The sequence below is a fragment of the Candidatus Izemoplasmatales bacterium genome (genome assembly GCA_041649275.1).
GTDB lineage: Bacteria > Bacillota_I > Bacilli_A > Izemoplasmatales > Hujiaoplasmataceae > UBA12489.
The window spans coordinates 58,573-79,594 of record JBAZNL010000004.1 but is presented as its reverse complement, the minus strand read 5'-3'; the positions used below and the strand labels follow the sequence as shown (position 1 = coordinate 79,594).

Here is a 21,022-nt window from a genome sequence, read left to right as displayed (position 1 = left end):
GGCTCATAATAATTTTTTATACAGATGAGAGTTCCGAGGCTTGTATGAGAAAAGAAAAATACACAATCAATGTGTATAAGTTGGAGAAATACTATTCTAGTGAAGAATTGCTCGGCTTATTTAAAAAGAAAATGGATGAGGCAAACAACCGGGTTTCGGCAGTAAACGGATCCTTGTCTGACGGTGATTTTGACATCGTTTTTTTTGCATACAAAATTCAATATATCGATGACTCGGACATTACATGGTATGACAAGTGGAAAGAATTCTTTCAACTTCAAGAAGCATTACGATCATCGAGTATGACTGGGCACGGAGTGATATGTGTTCAAAATCGAAAGAAGGGTTACTCCTTTGTCTTGGTTTTTGGCCGAGCATTCGTCCTTGTGCGCGATTTAATTGAATACGATTATGGGATTTCGATGGCGGATAAACTGTTTGATGGTAAGTCAGCGGATGCAATATCATCAAAGTATTTTTCAATGGTTAAGAACAAGTCAATCTTTGATTACTACGAAGGCAGCAGTATGTTTATTGAAGATGGGCAGGCCGTTGATATCATAAAATCTAGAATCACCGAAGACCCCAATAGAAATACCGATAGATATATATCAACATTACTTGATAATGTAGCCCCGATAATAACGGTTTTTTACTCATACTTGCATCTTTCAATCTCAAAGACAGAAATTAACCTTTTAGATGTTGTTACGGTGCTAGATTGTTTATTTAATATTGAATATTGTTATCAACCTCGATTTCCAATTCCGAGGATGAAACCTGTTCCAAAGCAGAAATCTGCAGAAATAGATACAATACTTATCAATTTGTTGAAACTGGACACGGAATCAGAAGAGCTTGTTGTGAGCGTGCCGTTTTATTTTAGAAATGAAGCCGACGGCTATTCCTTTCTTGTTGGAATTGAATCACTTCAGTTGTCTTACCATGGGGAACATGAGAAATACGAAACGCTCGAACATGAAGACATAAAGGCATTCATAAAGAACAAAAACGTTATGGATGTACGGGAAGTAATATTAACTGCCAAGTCTGAAACTTCGGATCATAGACAATGCATTATGAACTGGATTGATACTCAGCTTAAAGTGATGGATGACACCTATGTTTTATTTGAAGGACGTTGGTGTACATTTAATGACGCATATATTGATAGAGTTAATCAAAAAGTTAAGCAACTCGAGCAAAATCACATTCGCCATATACCCGAATTCTCCGTTTCTGATGGGGAATTATGGAATTATCTTGAGGCTTATCCTGAAGAAATACAAGAAACATATACAGGCGGAAAATCATTTGGAAAACCGTACCTAGAGTTCATTTACAACTATATTCTGTCAAAAAAGCCGGGATGGACTTTGTTCGATCGCGTGATGTATAAGTCAATAGAAATATGTGATTTGTCAGTACTAAACACTACACATATCCACGTAAAATTCGGCAATGCGAGTAAACTTGAAGAAGCTTTACGACAATCGATTGCTGGCCTTCGTATATTTGAACGCGAGAAACAGGCAATTCGCAGCGAAGTAAGAAACAAAGAGGGAAAAACGCTTTCCGATTCAAAAACGATTGTGGTTTTGTACCTTAGCGATCTCATTAAAAAAAAAGGCGAGCCCTCAAACAGCAACTCATTAAAACTCAAACAGACATTCATAGATTGGGCAGAAGAAGTAAAGAACTCGCAAAAAGAATATTTGCTTGTAATAGCAAAGTCTTCGGAAACCCAGGGTAATTAAAATTCCGATTTGGAATAGAATTGATAAGTGTGAGATTTGGTGAAATCACAGATGCCCCAGCAGTCCGTGGTTTCGAAAGTAAATATTGTCTTAATACTAGAGATCTTATTAATAATCAATTAAGCGCTATTCTTCCTTGAGATCGGTCGTAAAAATCTCACTATCAAATTGCTTTAGTACTGGAGTTCAAATCCGGAATTCCTTTTTGACTGTTGACCAGGTTTCAAACGCTTAGTTTTGTTATTTGTTGGTCTACTAGAGCAAACACACCATGTAGCATAGATGGATAGAATGAATCTTGGTTTTTTCATGCCAAGAAAACTATTCACTCTAAGTGATAAACCTCTCGACTTTGGAATAAACGCCGTGTGAATATCGTCTTATGAGATGACGGCAAATTCAGTATCACGACTCATCATGCAGAATGAAGTAAGAAGATACATGAATGAGATGAACAATGATTGTCACTTGTGTGATCTATTTTTATGCTATCTCAGTTTCGTAGAAATGGGATTTTATCGACATAGTAGTAATGTGTGGTAAGGATATTGTAATTTTCCATTGAACACAAGGAGGGTGGCTATGGGGTATTTCTACCAAAACTTGAGTGATTTTGAATTTGAGAGTCTGGCACGAGATATTTTAGAAAGATTAACCGGAGAGCAAATTAGAAGATTTGCTTTGGGCAGGGATGGAGGAAAGGATCTCGCGGATGCGAAAACTCAAAACACGATTATTGGGCAAGCAAAAAGATATGTTTATACGGATTATCGAGCACTTTATAAACAAGCAAAAATAGAAAGCAAGCGACTTAACGATATCAAGCCACAACAATACTTTTTTTTTACAACCCGCCAATTAACACCAAAGCGAGTGGAAGATATATTTTCACTTTTTTCGAAATATATGCCATCGAAAGAGAACGTCTTCGACTCCCTTCGAATTGATGATTTTTTATCAAAGGATGAGAACAAGGATATTTTAAGAAAGAATCCGAAATTAATCATGTGCGATATGACAGCTATTGAAATGGTTTTTCAAAAGATTATTCATCTTTCCATAAATAAAAATATACAAATTGACGTCGATGATTTGCGTAGAAAGATTAAGAGTGTTCAGAAGTATTTTGTTGACACGACTATTTATAGAAGAATGTACACAAGTCTAAAAAAAGACAAAGTCATATTGGTAATGGGCGATCCAGGAACCGGGAAAACCGTAAGTTCGTATATGACCATTTTATCTTTGATGAGGGAGAAATATTTACCAATATGCTCATCCAGCAACAATTTGGATGACATTAAAAAAGCTGTTGGGAGTGACGAATTAAAAGAAGTCATATTGATGGATGACTTCCTGGGGAGAGTTGATTCGACAATTTCGGCTTCTGAATATTCAAAGCAACTTGAAACACTTATCAATATGATTAAATCTAAGAAGAACAAGTATTTGATTCTAAACTCAAGAAACTATATTTGGGACTATTGCAAAAATAATAGTTCAATATTTATGGAAAAAATCGGGTCGGCTAATATAACGGTAATAAGCACTAATCAGCTAAGCAAAATTGAAAGAGCACGTATTTTGTATAATCATATATTTCATTCGGGGTTGCCGAAGGAATATAAGGATAGTATTTATGAAAAACAGTTTTATCTAGAAATAATCAAAAGCCCGAGATATAACCCGCGTGTTATAGAACACTTTTTATTATCAAAACATCTTCTCGGTGTACCAGCAGAAAAGTATCAAAATTATATAACCAACACGATGAACAACCCTAATTTGCTTTGGGAGTCGGAGTACAAAGAACGGCTTTCTCAGTCGGATCGGGTACTACTTCAAACGTTATATTCAATATCGGATACTATTGTATTCACCGATAAACTGCGTGCGGCATTTGAAAAACGTATAACCGGTATTCCGACTATTGATAAAACGATTGACCCTTATAAAAAGTCCCTAGATTCATTAACGAATAGCTTTCTAATAAAGATTAGTTCATCAAATTTGTCTCACCCTTATATTTCTTTTGCCAACCCGTCTATAATTGACTTTATTAAGGGGGTAATTACACCGTATGAAAAAGAGCAAATCCTAGAATCAGGAATGTACATTGAACAATACTTCACCTTAATTGAGAATTTCGCAGACAGCGACAGATTGTATGGGCTAATTCAGAACAATAAGATTTCGTCGATTATTTCAGAACGTCTTGAAATTCCTGAATTGATAGCATTGCAGTATATTACTAAACACCCCGATCAATTTTCGGATTATATAAGCGACTTTGTCGTAGATACATTAAGAAAAGACCGTCCCCTCATCGGGTTCAGTCGAAGATTCAATTATCAAGACATAATAGTAGCCGCAATGGAGCATAGTATGGCATCCAAATTAGGCTATGTAGAAAGAGTAACGGAGATCGATGTTCTAAACAAAGTCATTTCCAATTTGGATTATAATCACGCTTTGGAAATTTACAACGAATTAACAAGAGAATATGCGAAGGAATTGAGTTCAAGTTCGTATCCAATATTTAAAGAGAAATATCTAGACAATCACATTGATGAGGTTATTGATTTTCTAGAAAAACAATTAGAAACGTCTGCGTCTGATTACTTTGACGGAACAGATTATGATGATGGGCAGCTGATAGAATCATTAAAAATAGAAGCCGCCGATAGAATGAAAGAACTATCAGAAATTGATCCGATAATAAACGGATCGATTTCCGTAAATGAAGATGAAATAATCAAATACTTGGATCAAAAAGAATCGCGAATTGAAAGTATGGTTACTGCCGCACATGATACATATTTCTCTGATAAAACAGACGAAGAAATCGATGTTTTTAATGATACTCCTCGTTCGTCTGACGATGTGGACGACAGCACTATTATAGATATGTTTACTAAATAATGGTTTTTTCTGTGATCCAATCGATACATTTGCATACCAAGGAAATATAGATATGGAATTTGGCATATTTTCTGATTGCTAAATGAGGGCGACTCGATATTTGAGTGTGTTCTTGTATTTTCCCATGTGGATTGTGCCATTCGCGATTGCTGGAAGGATAGAGAACTCGTATCTTCTTGCCGAGAACTCCGCATCCGAATACTCGTTGTCCGTCGAGATGCAGAATACGATCTGAGTTCGACTGACCGCGATGATTCGATAGATGAAGGTGCGAAAGACATCAATATCGAGATCCTCAAATGGTTTCGTTTGTTTCGCGAGAATCTTCTTCATTTGGGATAACTTGGATTCCTTCTGAAACTTGATCATAATCTGTTTTTCAGTCGCATTGATGTCGTTCATCTTGGTTCGAATCTGACCGTTCAAGGCTTGATACTTTTTCATGAAGACCTCTTCCGGTAAATCCGGAGTCGAAATCTTCAAATCAACCAATTGAGTCAATTGGGATTGGAGTTCCGATTTCTCTTTTTCCAAAGCGACCAATTTCACTTCATGCTCGCTTTGCACTTTGTTCTTCGCGAAAGTCTCTTCAAGCAACTCCATTGTTTGAGGATTGTTCCAGAAGACCTCGTTGAGCATCTGCAGACTTGCGCCCTCGATGGATTCTTGATATAGGGCTTTTGCGCGACAATTGTGCTTCCCCTCGACATAACCGCCACATTGCTGCATTACGCGCGCCGAAGGCGTGCCGTAGTTCCAATAACGCCGTTTCAGGGTGCGACCGCACTCGTGACAGATGATGATGCCAGAGAACGGGTAACGGTACGTATACTTGGATAGATTCTTATCCTTCCCGACCGTTTGCAGGGCTCTGGCTTCTTTGATTTTCTGAGCGAGCAGGAAGGTCTCCCGGTCGATGATCGGTTCGTGGTTGTCTTCCACATGGAATTTGGGAGCGATGTTGTCGTTCTTCACGCGCTTGTGGGTAAGATAATCCGTGGTGATCGTCTTCTGCATGATTAGATCTCCACAGTACTTCTCATTGGACAGAATGAAGTTGATGGTGCTATTTCGCCAATAGGTTCTGCCGGCGCCGGTCTTGTAGCCTTTCGCTTGGAGTAATTGACAGATTTTAGCTGGACCGATGCCGGAGACATAGAGCGCGAAGATCTCCTGGACGATTTTGGCTTGTTCGGGAATCGGGACCAGTTGCTTCGTTTCCTTGTCTCGGGTGTATCCAAGGAACCGTTTGTTGTTGACCACCGGATCGCCTTCGCTGAAGCGTTTGCGGATATTCCACTTGACGTTCTCGCTGACGTTCCTGGCTTCTTCCTGAGCGATGGAAGACATTATCGTTAGTAAGAAGTCAACCTTGGTGTCGGAAGAGTAGATGTTCTCTTTCTCGAAGTAGATCTCGACTCCGAGTGTTCGCAACTCACGGATGAAATTGAGACAATCGACGGTGTTTCTCGTGAATCGGGAAATCGACTTCGTCAGGATCAAATCGATTTCCCCATTCCGTGAAGCTTCGATCATCGCATTGAATTCCTTGCGGTTCTTCGTGGACGTACCGCTTAGCCCTTCATCCGCATAAATCCGGACCATTTGCCAAGTCGGATTGGAAAGGATGCGTTTTGTGTATTCGTCGACTTGGGCATCATAGCTGGTCTTCTGTTCGACGTTGTCCGTGGAGACGCGGCAATAGGCACAGACTCTTTTCTTAGATGGGATGAAGTCTCCGCTGGCATTTTGTTCGAAGGTCATAACGGGTTTGATGATCTTGACTTGCTTGTTTTGCATGGTGAATGGTTCCCTTCTGTTTGGCGTACCATATACATCACTCTGGAAGCAAGAATTATCAAGTTCTATTTCGATAACGATTGCTTTGGAGAGATATGTTTCTCCTTGATTCCGAGATAGTATACCAAACGGAAATATACTTGCCTACCCGCCAGTGGCACAATCGTTCGCCGACGAGAAAAAGTTGCATTACCGGTAATTCGTGTGAACGGAAACGTCAAGTGTATCGCAATAGGTCGTCAATAGGTTGTCAACCGGTCGTCAAGTAGTTTTCAATTACCTAAGTGAAAAAATTGAGAAAATCGAAGGAAAATCTCACCAATATCTCATTCTAGAGAAGCGATTTTCTCACAAATGACAGTTGTGTTGGGATGGGAGTTATTGTCGACATTAACTTTGAAATCGATGTAATATTTGACAAAACATTAATGTTGACAATAATCGAGTTAATGACGACAATAACCCCCTATTTTGTGCCAAAAACAGGGTTAATGCATACAATAATCGAGTTAATGACGACATCGGTACACAAAGGAAAGTAAAGGAAAGTAAATAGATATATAAGATAAACTGGATAAAGCAAAAAACCGGGTGGTTTTTCGCGATTTTTTAAGACACTCGAAAAGATATGTTGAAAAGCGAAGGGGCAATAGAGTGCCTTCAATCCTATATCAGCTAGGGTGTTTGTGCATTGAGTAAGTTTTGCATAGAATGACTTGACACATACACGAGAGACATCATTGGAACCCTTGGATAACTTAAGTTTCATCGCGCGCGAAACGGAAAAAAAAACAATATCTTGTTGTGATATCCCCCCCCGTTCAGATAAATAACCGGACATGGGGTACCGTTCGATGGGGCCTCGAAAAAACGGCCGACCAATTTTTGAAAATCTGATATTTCTATCGAGAAATAACAATATTGAGAAAATCCATATTTAATGGTGAATACCACGGGACAATTTTATGTTAATTCTCAAGATGGCCTGAAAAAAGGATTATAAAATGGTAGAATATTCATAAATGGGTTTCACATACTAATAGAATGGGTGAACAACAAATGGAAAAAGAGAAAAAGGTAAAAGAAATCAGCTTAGAGTCTGTTCTTTGGAACTGTTGCAACGTATTGCGAACAAGAGAAAAATCAGACAACCGGAAAGCCGTTTTGGGATTGGCATTTCTCAAGTTTGTGGGAGACAAATTTATCAAGCAACAAGACAAAATTAGGAACATCTATGGTGACAATGAGGTCTTTTTAACTACGCCGTCATTCTACCTTTCTGACAATGTCTTCTATTTGAACGAGACATCCCGTTGGAGTTATATTGTTTCCAATAAAGCAAAGAACAACATCGCCACGATTCTAGATGCCGCAATGAAGGACATCGAGGATAACAACCCTTCACTGAAAGGTGCACTAGAGCTAAATCTATATGCACCACTCAACCTGGAAATCAAACAATTGAGTTCTCTCATTGATGAGATTAATAAAATATCTGAAGAACGTTTCCATGAGAAAGATTTGATTGGACGAGTCTATGAGTATTTTCTTTCCGTATTTTCCATCTACGAAGGGAAGGCGGGGGAATACTACACCCCGAAGACGATCGTGGACTTGATTGCGGAATTGATAGAACCATTTAGCGGACGCATTTATGATCCATGCTGCGGATCCGGATGAATGTTCATTCAGTCTCTCAAGTTCGTTGAAAATCACCAAGGGGATAAAGACAACATATCAGTTTGGGGGCAGGAAGAAAACCCCACAACATATAAATTGGCCAAGATGAATCTTGCTATTCGTGGCATTTCAAATAACCTGGGTCAAAAAGCATTCTCCACATTCCTTGAGGATCAGCACAAAGACGAAAAAATGGATTTCATTATGGCGAACCCCCCGTTCAACTTAAAAAGTTGGTACTCGGAATCTTTGGCAACGGATCCGCGTTGGAGAATCGGTGGAGAAACCGTCATCCCTCCGGCTAGCAACGCCAACTATGCTTGGATTTTACATATGCTTTCCAAGCTCGATGTCAATCATGGAATTGCCGGGTTCCTTTTGGCGAACGGAGCGCTCGGAGCAGGAAGTAAAGGATCTCGAATTGGAAACGGTGATAGTGAAGACGATGAAAGCGAAACCGTTGATTCGACGAATTCGGAATATCGTATCAGAAAGCAATTGATTGAACAAGACAAGATAGAGGCCATTATCATTCTTCCGAGAGAAATGTTTTACTCAACGGATATTTCCGTAACACTCTGGATTTTGAATAACAACAAGAAAGAGCAAAGAAAAAAGTGCGTTGAGTATAAATTGAATGTAGATGGTAGTTTGACGGTTGATGAAGAGGGAAAACCGGTCGTAAGTTTGGTTGAACGCCATCTTCGCGATCGCCAAAACGAAATTCTATTCATCGATTTACGTACATGGAATACGAATTTGTTTGATAAGAAATTCGTGGAGTTTGACCCCGCTCAAGTACAGAAAATCAAGAAGATTTACCATGATTGGCAAGGACGAGACACATCAAAATACCATAATGTTCCTGAACTCTGCAAAGCAGTGAAAATGGAAGATCTGATCCGGAAAGATTATTCCTTGGTTCCATCAAAGTATATAGATTTTATCGATCATGATATGGAAATTGATTATCCCAAGGAAATGGCGCGGATTCAAAACGAAATGAAGGACTTGATTCGAGAAGAAATAGAAACCCAGCAGTTGCTTAAGGAAGCTTTCAAAGGTATTGGTTATGAGATCGAGTAGGCTAGGAGATTATATTGAACCAGTTGAAGGCCGGAACACCGATTTACATTATGGAATTGATAATGTAAGAGGAATCTCAATCAAGAAATGTTTTATTCCGACGAAAGCAGATATGGATGGTGTGGCTCTAAATAGATATCTCATTATCTCTCCAGGTGATTTTTGCTATGTTACAGTTACATCGAGAAATGGGGAAAAAATCACCATAGCATACAACGATTCACAATCAACTTTCATCTGTTCATCCAGTTATGTTGGCTTCAGAATTCAGGAAAACAAACTTAACGAACTCATGCCAGACTTCTTGTTTATATGCTTCAATAGGCCAGAATTCGATCGATATACCCGATTCAATTCTTGGGGAAGCGCCCGAGAAACATTTTCTTGGGATTCAATGTGCGAAATGGAAATCAATCTACCTCCACTCTCTATTCAACAGAAATATGTGGATGTCTACAAGGCTCTTGTTGCAAACCAAATGGCATATGAAAGTGGTCTTGATGAACTAAAACTTGTTTGCGATGCAAGTATTCAGAGAATCAAAGAAGAGAGCACAGTACAAAAACTAGGCAGCCTAATTCGTAAAGAAAACTTGAGAAACATCGATAACAAAATCCATAAAGTAATGGGACTCAGTACAGAAAAACGGTTTCGAGAGGCGAACTCAAGAGTTGATCGATCTGAATTGAGTAAATACAAGGTTGTTAGCCCGCTTGAATTCGCCTTTGTAGAAATTACGGACACTTGGAAGTGTTTTGCTCATGCGATGAATGATTTGGGTACAAGAATAGTTGTTTCACCAATCTATCAGGTTTTTTCAGTTGATAAAACTAGACTAAACCCACAATATCTATCCGCGATATTGAAGCGAAACGGGTTTGATCGTTTTGTAAGATATCATTCTTGGGGTTCAGCAAGAGAAGTTTTCTCGTATTCTGAATTAGCGGAAATAAGTATACCCACTCCCAATCTTGAAGTCCAGAAGGCTATTGCTGCTGTATTTGAAGCCTATGAAAAACGGAAAAAAATCAACGATAAGCTAAAAAAACAAATCTCTGAAATGTGTCCAATTCTCATCAAAGGATCGAATGAAGAAGCACAAAGGGGGTAATATGCATGCCCAAATTTGATGAAGCCCAACTAGAACAAGCCATTATCGAACTATTCCAAAATCAAGGTTACGAGTATTCCTTTGGTGAGACGATGCATCGGACGTCAAAGGACATTTTACTTGTTGACGACTTCATCGATTACCTCCATGATAGATACCCAACAGAAGCTTTGACTGATAACGAAATCACACGAATCATCCACGAGATATCCTTCATATCGTCTTCTCCTCTTTTTGATGGAAACAGAAGGACTTTTTACAAGATCAATGAAGGATTCAATTTGGTCCGTGATGTTTCGTCTCAAGGCTCCCTACACATCGAATACATCGATTACGACCATGTCGAAGGAAATATCTTTCGAGTGGTGAACCAATATGAGCTTGAGGATGTTGAGCACCGGATTCCTGATTTGATGGTTTTCATCAACGGAATCCCCATTTCCATCTGCGAATTCAAGTCTGCACTGAAAGAAGACAAGACAATCTACAACGCCTGGGAACAAATCAATATCCGCTACACCAGGGGAATTCCCAACGCATTGAAATATTGTTTCGTTTCCATGATCACCGACGGATCCAATACGAAACTCGGAACCATCTTTACTGATTACGAGTTCTATTACGCATGGAAAAAAGAGGAAGCGATGGATCCTGAAAAGGAGGGAATCGCCTCCCTCGTATCCGCCATCAACGGATTCTATCGAAAGGATCGAATCCTTGAAATCTTGCGAGACTTCATCATTTACCCGGATGGAGACTCCAAAGAGAAATACCCGATCCTCTGCAGATATCCCCAGTATTTTGCGACAAAGAAGCTGCTGGATAACATCCGAGAACACATCAAGCCTAATGGGGACGGGAAGGGCGGCACTTACTTCGGTGCGACCGGGTGCGGCAAAACCTATACGATGCTGTTTCTTGCGAGACAGCTTGTCAAAACGCACGGATCCGAATTCCATAGTCCGACTGTTCTTGTGATTGTTGACAGAGAAGATTTGGATTCTCAGACAACGGGACGCTTCATTACATCCAAAACCTATTTGGCGGACAAAAACGTCCGAAGCGTGGAAACGCGTCTCGACTTGAAAGAAACGCTTTCCACCACAAGGAGCGGCGGAGTATATGTCACGACCGTTCAGAAGTTCACCGAGGATACTGGTTTGTTATCTGAACGTATGAACATCATCTGCATTTCGGACGAAGCGCATCGGACCCAAATTAACCTTGGAGCCAAAGTCAAGATCGGTTATGAATCGGGAGATACTCGAAAACCGTCGACAGCCTTAATCTCCTCCGAAGGCCCAAAGAATCAAGTCAAAGCGAGTTCGATTGAAACGACATATGGTTTTGCCAAATATCTCCATGACTCCTTCCTCAACGCAACCTATCTTGGATTCACCGGGACTCCGATTGACGAAACCTTGAAGGTGTTTGGGCCGATTGTCGATCAATATACCATGAAGCAAAGCGCCGAGGATGGCATTACGGTGCGTATTTCGTATGAGCCGGCTCTTGCTCGCGTCATCGTGAATGAAAAGCAAGTAGAGGAAATAAAAAAGTATTACGCCGAATGTTTGAAACTGGGAACCAATGAATATCAGGTCGAATCCTCCCAGAAACAGATGACCGCGGTTGAAGTCTTACTTGGACACCCCGATCGTTTGAAGAAGGTTGCCAAGGATATTGTCGACCATTACAAGAAGCTTGAATCCAACAAACCAGAAATCACCCAAAAGGCCATGATTGTGTGTTCCAGTAGAAAGATCGGCTTAAGCCTATACAAGGAACTCATTGCTCTTGATCCAGAGTGGGTGGTCAAGAAAAAAGCGGAAAATGTTTCATTGCTTTCCGAGGATGAATTAACCAAGTTGGAATCGATTGAAAAAATCAAGTTCGTCGCTACTCAAGGGCAGGACGATCCAAAGGATCTCTATGATTTGTGTGGAGATCGGGAGTATCGGAAACACTTGGCGGACGTCTTCAAAGACAAGAACTCAAACTTCAAAATTGCTGTCGTTGTCGACATGTGGTTGACAGGCTTTGACGTCCCCTCCTTGGCGGTCATGTACATTGACAAGCCTATTCAACGTCACACATTGATTCAGACCATCTCTCGCGTAAATCGCGTCTTTTCCGGCAAGGATCATGGTGTCGTCGTCGACTACATTGGATTCTACCAGGAAATGATTGAAGCCATGAAGATGTATGGGAACATCGACGATATTCCCATTGAGCAGATCAATATCTCTAGGGAGATCTTTTTGAATCATCTCGATCTCCTCGATAAATTGATGCACGGATTCAACTCCACTAAGTTCTTCTCGGGAACACCCCTTGAGCGGCTTATGTGCTTGAACTATGCAGTCGAATTCGTTCAGTTAACCAAAGAAACCGAAACTCGGTTCATGGGATTGTCGAAGCGACTGAAGTCGAGCTATCAGATTGTCGCCCCCACCGGAGAACTGACGGACGATCAAATTGAAAAGGCCAACTTCTATTTCGCAATTCGATCCATCATCTTCAAGCAAACCAAAGGCAATACCCCGGATGCCGAGATTATGAATCGGCATGTCGAAAAGATGATTGAAGACGCCATTCAATGTAGCGGCATCGAAATTGTCGAAGACATAAAAGACGGAGAAGATATATTCTCAGATGAATTCATCAAGAAGATCGAACAAGCTCAATTGCCAATATCTAAATTCAATGCCTTATTGAAACTACTGAGACGCGCTATCAAGGAGTATGGAAGAGTCAACCAGGTCAAGGCACTTGAGTTTGATGAAAAACTAAAAAAAGTCATTGATCGATATAACGATCGCGACAATCTTGTGTTTACCAGCGAAGTTGTATCCGACTTCATCGACGGACTTTCTGATGAACTGGCGAAGTTGTTTAGAGAATTGAATGAAGATAAGTCGTCCTTTGAAAAGATGGGTATTTCCTATCAAGAAAAGGCGTTTTATGACATTCTTATAAAAGTTCGAGATGTACATGGATTTCCGTATGACGATGCAAAATGCTTGATTCTATCGAAAGAGATTAAAAAGCTTGTTGATGACAAGGCCAAGTATGTCGACTTCACATCTAGAAGCGATACAAAGAATCAACTCTCTAGAGATTTAACGGTTGCTCTATATAAAAACGGGTATCCACCGCAATGGAATAATGAAATATTCGAGCAAATACTGAGTCAGGTTGAGAATTTCAAAAAGTTTCAATATCCAAATGAGTAAATACGTTATATATCCAAAAAATCAGAATAATTGCGAACGATTGCTAATCCGCCGTCCGATGTACAACCAAATTGTGGATAAATTGGAATTGGAAAATAATCTTTTTTTGGACCAGTAATATTACATCGGCGACAAGCTCACTTTGATGGAAAATGTGAATAATTAATACTAACCACAATTACACTGAAATACAAAAGATGTTTAGGAGGAAAGAAAAAATGTTAAAAAGTATTGCAATTAAAGGTTTGTTTGGACGCTTTGACTATGAAATCGAGCTAAAAAATGGCGGAATCACAATAATTACGGGACCCAATGGATTTGGAAAATCCACAATTCTCAAGATTATCAATGCGTTTAAAAATGGAGGGTTATATCAACTTATTGGATTTTCGTATCAAACATTATTGATGACGTTTGACAACAATCAGCAGTTTGAACTTAAGAAGAGTTCAGAGGAGATTTCAATAAATGAAATTAAGTTCCATATACCATCTTTCAATAACAAAAAAAGCGCAAGAAAAAGAGGGTTACCTTCATATATCGAGAGAATTGGTCCAAACGAATACATCGATCTCAGAACACGAGAAAGAATGTTGATTAATGATTCAAGACTTAGGATTAGAGGCGACATGTACAATTTCGATACTGATGATGACTTCTTTTTTGACATAATGGACGAGTGTAGTACAAGAGACAATAATCTTGCAGAAAAAGAATTGAATAAAATAAAGAGTGTCATTGCCGTAATGAAAAAAGTGCGTAGTTATATGCCCGAAGTGAAACTTATCAAAGAGCAAAGATTAATTGAAGAAAATCGGGAGCCACAAAACGAATTTGAATACAGCGATAGAGCGCCAAAGATAATTCAAGTAATCGATCGAATTCCAAATGACATCAAGAAGGAGATTGAAAGTGTGCTTAATGCACACTCAATTCTTTCTAATCAACTCGACAGTTCATACCCCACCAAACTATTTTCTTCTAGCGAAGGAATCACCCAGGTTGAATATTCGGAAAAATTGAAAGAATTGACAAACAATCAAAAAAATCTGAACAAGTATGAGTTGGCAGAAATCAGTAATATTAGTTCGGTTCCATTTAACCCAAATTATGCCACGGCGTTGAAAATATATTTTGACGACTCAAAGACAAAATACAGCGTTTTTGAACCGCTTGTTAAGAAGTTGGAGACTTTTCTATCTTTAGTCAACGGCAAGTTATACTTCAAAGAGATTTTTATTACAAAAAAGTCAGGCATGATAGTTAGAGATATTGAATCCAAAAAAGAACTGAGTCTGAACCAGTTGTCTTCCGGAGAACAGCAGATTATCGTTCTATATTATGATTTAATATTTGGCGCTACCGGGAAACTCTTTCTGCTAATTGACGAACCTGAAATATCACTACACATTTCGTGGCAGAAAGAGTTACTCGACGATTTCAAGAGGATTTTGGAAATCAAAAAAAAGGAAATAAATATAGTTATTGCCACCCACTCCCCTCAAGTGATTAATGAAAATTGGGATTTGCAAATCGACCTCGGGATGAAATATGGCAACTAACTCAATACTAGATAACCTGGATGAATTTAGTACAATTCCAACCCTCACGTTACACTTGGGCGCCGATATTCTCAAACAAGCAACCTTTGTTCTTGTTGAAGGTCCGGGTGATATAGACTTGTTTCGCCCATTAGTTACTCCAAAAGCAACTTTAATTCGTTCATATGGCGCAAAAGGGGCAATTGAGAGAATAATAACCAATTACTTTGTATCAGACCCTCGAGTAATTGCGATACGCGACAAAGATTATCAGATAGCACCGATAAGCACGAAGATATTCCATTGTGATCATTGCTGTGCAGAAATGATGATGGTCACTCGAGATATTCCAATGATTGCGATACACTCAAATTACTATAAAGGGACCACCCCGTTTAGGCTTCTTAGGAATCAAACATTAAAAGCCTTGTTCGATCTCTCCATTTTAAGAAAGTGTAACGACATACATCGATGGAACGTCAACTTTTCGGGAATCAATATTGATTCTGCTTACGACCCAAATCTCGCGACTTTTTTTAATAATTTAGTAACGCAGATAGACACGATGAATCCAACAAATCAAATTGATTCCGCAAAAATGGTTTTGTGGAGTATTGAAAAACACAACCACGCATTTTCTAGTTTATCAGACATAGTTAATGGGCATGATTTTATTGCTCTCTTTGTTCACGAATGCAAGAGGAGTGGTGCTTCAAAGAAAATCAGCCATGACAGCGTTTCGCGAAGCTTGCGTTCTTCTTTTTCCCCACCGGTATTTAAAAAAACTAAGTTATGGATGGCTCTTCATCTATATGGTGGAAAAAACCATCTCAAAATTGTGTAAATATTCGATGTTGGACTAATAATCTGACCAATATTTGCCCCGAGTCGCCGCTGATTTGGGCAAAGAGTGATGTTATTGGTTGACATTTATTGCCTCGATAATAGCAATAGTCTCATAACGACGCATCGCCACATGTAGACATTATCATAGCATATCGTTCGACAACGAAATTCGAATCGCTCCTATATGTGAGGTTCCTCATGCCCCAACTGTCATTCAGAGAAGTCACCAACGATAACTTCAAGGCGATCCGCAAACTCAGTTCCACCCTCACCCCCGAACAGCAGAAGTGCGTCGCCGACAACACCTCGTCCCTCGCCCAGGCCTACCTGAACCAGGCGGACGCCTGGCCCAGGGCGGTCTATCTCGACGAAGTCCCGATCGGCTTCATCATGCTCCACCTGCACCCGGAGGAGATGCCCGCGGAGGACAAGCCCGCCCTCTACCTGTGGCGCTTCATGATCGGCGGGGAGTATCAGGGCAAGGGTCATGGCAAGAAGGTCCTGGACATGCTCCTCGAGAAATGCCGTGCGGAAGGGAAGAAGACGCTCTATCTCTCCTGCGACACCGACGGACCGATGCCCTACCGGTTCTACATCAAGTACGGCTTCATCGACACCGGCGTCCGCGACGACGACGAGGAAGTCCTCAAGATCGACGTGAAGTAGAAGAATCGAAGACGGGCGCCGCCTCCGCCGGTGGATCGGCGCCCGTTCTCCGTTCCGCGAACGGGCATCAATATCGCCGATTCCTCTCGACCGGGCACGAACTCGTCCCGTTTCATCGGGAATTTCGGCGAAATCTCGCCCGCGCAACCTCAAGTTGACGGATCGAACCACGATCTTGGTTCCCATCCCAGGATCGGCTTGGTACAATGAAGGCAATACAGGGAGGGATTTCCATGACCACGGGAGCCAAGATCCAGGAACTCCGCAAGAAGCAGAACATCACCCAGGAACAGCTCGCCGACCATCTCGGCGTGTCGCGCCAGTCCGTCTCGAAATGGGAGTCGGGCGGAGCCTATCCGGAGACGGACAAGCTCGTCCGGCTCGGATCCCTGTTCCACGTCAGCCTCGATTATCTCCTCCGCGACGACTTCGAGATCGCGGAACCGTCCACGAGGCGATACGATACCGTCCGGTTCGACACGGACACGACCGTCTTCGCGCTCATCTCCGGATTCGGCTACGTCGGTGGCATCGCGCTGACCTACATCACCGTCAACGCCTACGTCGGGTTTCTGACCATCGTCAGCTTCCTCTTCCTCTCGACGATCCTCTTCCTCTACCGCAGGGCGAAGTATCTATCCTCCTCGGGATCTTCCGATGCCGACCGCGCGACGCTCATGAAGAACACGCGGATCCTCTATTCCGTCGACTGGATGATCGGCTGGCTGTTTTTGCCGCTCATGATCCCTGTCCAAGTCCGGATCGACATGGGGTTCGAAGGACCCTTCGTCGAGGTCGAGGGCATCTTCGCCTTTGGCAGCTATCTCATCCTCGCCCTGATGTCGGGGTTGCTCGGATGGTTCCTCCTGAAGGGCGTCGCCTATCTCCACCGCGAGAGCACGCTCCATCGCGCCACGGGGACATTCCCGACCGGGATCCTGATCACCGACTTCGTCTTCTCGGTGATCGGCGGGATCGCTCTTTGGCTCCTCCTGCTCGTCACCGGCGAAACCGACGACTACGCGGTCCTCGTCGGCGTGATCCTGGTGTTCGCGAAACTCGTCGTCGGTCCCATCGTTGGCATCGTCAAGAAGCGGATCTCCCGACGGAACTTCGTCGCCCGGATCATTGCGGGGGTCCTGTCGATCCTCGCGATCCTGCAGGTCATCGATCCCATGGTGGGGCGGTATGTGCTCGCTCTGCTCATCGCCGGGATCGCCCTCGCGGTATGGCTGTTCATATCGCTGGAGGCGATTCTCGATGCCCATCGCGAACGGAATGCGGAAGCGCTCATCGTCTTCATGGGAGTCCTGACGACGATGGTGATCCTCCTCGGGATCCTCGCATTCCGATGGATCGCCTACGCAGGCGATCGCGTCGCCCCCTTCTGGGGAAAGGCGATTCCCATCGTGCTGTCGCTTGCGATGGTGTTCCTGTACTTCCCGGTCGACACGCTGATCCTGAAGCGGTCCGCGAAGCGGATCGACGTCGATTCGGAATCCGCGATGAAGTGAGGATGTCACGGCCACGTCAAGTGGTCCGGATCGCATTCGATTCCCGTCCTTCCGAGATTCCGAGGATCCGTTTTCCGCTCGCCCTTCTCCGACCGAAGCCCGATTTCGCCTCCGGTCGACGATGGTCGATTGCGTTGCGCGGAAGTTGCGTGCCTTTCCGGGTGATCTACGGTAGAATGGTGTCGAGGTGATGGCGATGAACAGGATCCAGGACAACATCAAACGGCTCCGCAAGGACAAGGGGTGGACCCAGGAAGAGGTCGCCGGCCAGCTGTACGTCACGCGGCAGCTCGTCAGCAAGTGGGAGATGGGAAAGTCGCTTCCCAACGTCGCCGACGTCGAGCGCCTCGCGGCGATCTTCGGCGTCGGCGTCGGCGACCTGCTCGACGACGAAAGCATCCGCTCGATCACCCTGAGCGAGGCGATCGTGAATCGCAGGAAGCGCCGCTTCCACTGGATCTCGATCCCCATCAGCCTCGCGGCGATCGGCCTCGGACTCTTCGTTCTGTTCTCGACCCTCGACCTCGGCGAGACGCATCCCATGATCACGGTGGCGTACTGCTACGTGACGGCGGCGGATGCCGGACGCGGCACGTACGTGTTCGAAAACGACGCCGTGCGCTATGCCATCGACACGATCCGCGATCCGTTCGCCGTGACCGTCGTCGGCGCCGACGGGACCGACTACGATCTCGAGGATCTCGTCGTCGGCGACAACGTCCAGGTCTCATTCGAATCCGTTCCGGAAAACGGCCTCGACATCGTCGTCCTCGACAAGGTGCTCGAGACCGAACTCTACGGCGTCTTCGTCTCGGCCGCGGATGACGATTTCGAGTCCCTCGAGGACGTCGCCGCATCCGTCGCCGGCGTCCGGTACGTCTATCAGACGGAATCGTCGTCCGGCTGGAACGCCGAATGCGTCCTGACCCCGGATGCCGGAAACCTCCGGCTGGCCGTCGACGTCTACGTCGACCTCGATCCGCTCAAGATCGCCGGGGAGGCCCGGATCGGCCTGATCCGCTCCGACGGGATCGTCATTCCCGACGTCGTCGACCTCGAGTCGCAGCGCCTCTACGTCTATGACGGCGCCTATATGTCCGGGACGCCGGACGTCACGACGTCCGACACCGTGCGCGTGACCTACCGGATCCACGTCCGGTTCGTCCCGTCGGTCGATTCCTTCACCGTCTACGAATACGATCCGGAGAACGTCCTGATCGGGGAGACGGCGATGACGTGGGAGGACGTCGCCCTCTTCACGGCGCAGGACGACACGCTCCGCGCGTACGTCGTGACCGAACGAACCGTCGTCGGCGGACCGTACGGCACGAACATCCTGACGAACGCCTACGCGCTCCTGCGGGGTGAAACGGAGACCTTCGCCTTCGCCGACGACCGGGGGATGGTCCGGTTCGTCGACTTCACCCTCGATTGAGAGGGTCAGGCATCGAAATCCCGAAGACGGCGCACGCCGCATCGGACAATCAGCGAGGAACACGATGAAGCTGTCACGCGTACAATCCAGAGGCGAGGAGATCGCCAATTCCGTCTCCCACATCGCCGGCGGGGCCCTGGCCCTCGCCGGAACGGTTCTTCTGATCGTCAGGGCAAGGGGCGTCGGCGAGGTCATGGGCGCGATCGTCTTCGGTTTCGGGATGATCATGCTCTACACGATGAGCGCTCTGTATCATGCCTTCCGCGAAGGGTCTACCGTCAAGCGGGTCTTCCAGCGGTTCGACCACATCGGGATCTACCTCCTGATCGGCGGGACCTTCGCGCCGATCTTCATCCTCGTCATCGAAAAGCCGCTCGGATGGTTCCTGTTATTGGGACAATGGACGATCATCGTCCTCGGCATCGTCTTCAAGGCGGTGAGGATCCGCAGGTTCGCGCTCCTGCATCTGACGCTCTTCCTCTTGCTCGGCTGGAGCGGACTGACGCTCGTCGGGCCGCTCTACGCGACCTCCGCGGCGGCCTTCTGGCTGATCCTCGCGGGCGGGATCTCGTACACGATCGGCGTCCTCTTCTATGCCTTCGACTGGTTCAAGTTCGCCCATTTCGTCTGGCACGTCTTCGTCTTCCTCGGCACCCTGCTTCATTTCTTCGCGATCTACTCCTGTCTCATGTGATCGATGCGACCGTCAGAAAAATATATGAAGTGCGACCGACGTGACGACGGCGACGGTCCGCTCGCGAAAGGAAGGCGATCCGGTGAACCCGATGAAGAAGCATGGAATCTTGATTGTATCGATCGCCTTCTTCATGATGACGGCGCTCACCTTCCTGATCGAATCGCGGGGTTTCATCCTCACGATCGAGCGGTGGACGCCGATTCCCATGAAGCTTTGGCTGTTCGCCCTCGGCGGATTGTTTCTCGCGATCCACCTGTTCATGATCGCGAAAAGGAAGCTGCTCCGCATTGGCGTCGTCGTCCTCGCCCTTCTCGGGCTCTACGTCGTCGCGGTCTATGCGATGATGTCGTACGAACCCGTCCGCGTCGTCCGGGAGGAAGGATTCACCCTCTACGTCGTCGAGCATCGCTTCCTCTTCGACGGTGACGACAGGTACTATGCCCAGGAGAACCCGCTGTTCGCGCGGTACCTCGGCACCGGATGCCAGAGCGAGGACTGTTCCTCCATCCATTCCATCGAGGACGGAATGCTCGTGATCCGAGAATTCTACTATGGCGGTCCGGAGGCGGGCGAGGAGACGCGCGTGCCGCTCGCATAGCGCATCGTCCGTCGGCGCACGGACCATGCGCTTTCATCCCATCGAACCGACCGACAGGACCGAGTCCCGTCGGTTTTCTTGTCTTCGGAGAAAGAAAAACCCCCGGAACGGGAGGTTCCGGGGGTCGGTGCTG

13 protein-coding genes and 1 pseudogene are annotated in these 21,022 nt (G+C 44.5%); 13 read left to right on the top strand and 1 reads right to left on the bottom strand.

Going from position 1 to position 21,022, the window contains the following annotated elements:
- Positions 1-44 precede the first annotated feature (44 nt).
- Together WC509_04515 and WC509_04510 are read left to right on the top strand one after the other, a co-directional pair.
- Complete coding sequence (locus WC509_04515) at positions 45-1,757, top strand: DUF6119 family protein (protein ID MFA5006711.1); 1,713 nt, start codon at positions 45-47, stop codon at positions 1,755-1,757.
- A gap of 582 nt (positions 1,758-2,339) precedes the next feature.
- Complete coding sequence (locus WC509_04510) at positions 2,340-4,679, top strand: hypothetical protein (GenBank protein MFA5006710.1); 2,340 nt, start codon at positions 2,340-2,342, stop codon at positions 4,677-4,679.
- Between the two features lie 78 nt (positions 4,680-4,757).
- Here the strand turns inward: WC509_04510 and WC509_04505 are convergent, their stop codons facing one another.
- A complete protein-coding gene (locus WC509_04505; protein MFA5006709.1) occupies positions 4,758-6,479 on the bottom strand; it encodes a recombinase family protein in 1,722 nt (573 codons plus the stop codon).
- Between the two features lie 1,044 nt (positions 6,480-7,523).
- Here WC509_04505 and WC509_04500 point away from each other — a divergent pair.
- From WC509_04500 to WC509_04450, 11 genes and pseudogenes are all read left to right on the top strand, one after another.
- Positions 7,524-8,771: pseudogene (locus WC509_04500) on the top strand (N-6 DNA methylase).
- A complete protein-coding gene (locus WC509_04495) occupies positions 8,745-9,245 on the top strand; it encodes an N-6 DNA methylase (GenBank protein ID MFA5006708.1) in 501 nt (166 codons plus the stop codon). Before WC509_04500 ends, WC509_04495 begins: the two are co-directional and overlap by 27 nt.
- On the top strand, positions 9,232-10,356 hold the full coding sequence (locus WC509_04490; GenBank protein ID MFA5006707.1) for a restriction endonuclease subunit S: 1,125 nt from the start codon (positions 9,232-9,234) through the stop codon (positions 10,354-10,356). The genes WC509_04495 and WC509_04490 overlap by 14 nt, the downstream gene beginning before the upstream one ends.
- Before the next feature lie 5 nt (positions 10,357-10,361).
- Positions 10,362-13,592, top strand: coding sequence for an HsdR family type I site-specific deoxyribonuclease (locus WC509_04485; GenBank protein MFA5006706.1), 3,231 nt, complete (start codon positions 10,362-10,364; stop codon positions 13,590-13,592).
- 218 nt (positions 13,593-13,810) lie between these two features.
- Positions 13,811-15,154, top strand: coding sequence for an AAA family ATPase (locus WC509_04480; protein ID MFA5006705.1), 1,344 nt, complete (start codon positions 13,811-13,813; stop codon positions 15,152-15,154).
- The gene (locus WC509_04475; protein ID MFA5006704.1) at positions 15,144-15,977 is read left to right on the top strand and encodes a hypothetical protein; all 834 of its coding nucleotides are present in this window, start codon (positions 15,144-15,146) and stop codon (positions 15,975-15,977) included. The genes WC509_04480 and WC509_04475 overlap by 11 nt, the downstream gene beginning before the upstream one ends.
- Before the next feature lie 200 nt (positions 15,978-16,177).
- Positions 16,178-16,645 carry a GNAT family N-acetyltransferase gene (locus WC509_04470; GenBank protein MFA5006703.1) on the top strand — a complete coding sequence of 156 codons (468 nt, stop codon included), beginning with the start codon at positions 16,178-16,180 and terminating at the stop codon, positions 16,643-16,645.
- Between the two features lie 233 nt (positions 16,646-16,878).
- On the top strand, positions 16,879-18,159 hold the full coding sequence (locus tag WC509_04465) for a helix-turn-helix transcriptional regulator (protein MFA5006702.1): 1,281 nt from the start codon (positions 16,879-16,881) through the stop codon (positions 18,157-18,159).
- A 196-nt stretch (positions 18,160-18,355) separates the two neighbouring features.
- Positions 18,356-19,594 (top strand): helix-turn-helix transcriptional regulator, encoded by a 1,239-nt coding sequence (locus WC509_04460; GenBank protein ID MFA5006701.1) that lies wholly within the window; start codon positions 18,356-18,358, stop codon positions 19,592-19,594.
- Between the two features lie 64 nt (positions 19,595-19,658).
- Complete coding sequence (locus tag WC509_04455; GenBank protein MFA5006700.1) at positions 19,659-20,288, top strand: hemolysin III family protein; 630 nt, start codon at positions 19,659-19,661, stop codon at positions 20,286-20,288.
- A 91-nt stretch (positions 20,289-20,379) separates the two neighbouring features.
- Positions 20,380-20,889 carry a hypothetical protein gene (locus WC509_04450; GenBank protein MFA5006699.1) on the top strand — a complete coding sequence of 170 codons (510 nt, stop codon included), beginning with the start codon at positions 20,380-20,382 and terminating at the stop codon, positions 20,887-20,889.
- The last annotated feature ends 133 nt before the right edge of the window (positions 20,890-21,022 follow it).